The organism is Paenibacillus sp. FSL H7-0331 (assembly GCF_001956045.1).
The window spans coordinates 1-553 of sequence record NZ_MRTH01000167.1 but is presented as its reverse complement, the minus strand read 5'-3'; the positions used below and the strand labels follow the sequence as shown (position 1 = coordinate 553).

At 40.1% G+C, this 553-nt stretch carries 1 protein-coding gene; it reads left to right on the top strand.

Translation table 11 applies throughout. From position 1 onward, the window contains the following. Window positions 1-65: 65 nt before the first annotated feature. Window positions 66-553, top strand: a 488-nt coding sequence (locus BK127_RS42300) for a transposase (RefSeq protein ID WP_256711717.1), incomplete at its 3' end; no start/stop codon positions are given.

The following is a 553-nucleotide window of genomic DNA, read 5'->3' as shown; positions in this document are numbered from 1 at the left end:
AATATAAACTAATCGTGGACTGCGATACGGTCAATGATGTCAACGACCAAGGGCAGTTGTCTAATATGGCGCATAAAACAAAGCAGGTTTTTCGTGATCAAAAAACTACAATTGTCGCCGATACAGGCTATTATAATTACCTTGAAATCATCGACGTTGTCGACGAAAGCACAGAACTCTTAATTAAGCCGCAAAAGGGAAAGCAAAACAAAGTGGCAAGTGGATTTGATAAAGCGAACTTTAAATATGATTCCATAAACGATAGATATATTTGCCCGTTGGGTTATGAATTACCTTTCCAATGGAATGGAAAACAAGATGGCAAAGAGTATAGGCGTTACACTTGCGAAGCCTTCGATTTTTGCGGACATAAAGAGTCCTGTACTTCTGCCAAAGGCGGAAGGGCGGTAACCAGGCTTAGTGACGAAGAAGTGATCGAACAGATTACCGAAAATACGCATAGACAAAGTAATATTTATAAGCAAAGAGGGCAAATTGTTGAGCACCCTTTCGGGACGATAAAACGTCACTGGGGCTATACATACTTTTTAAC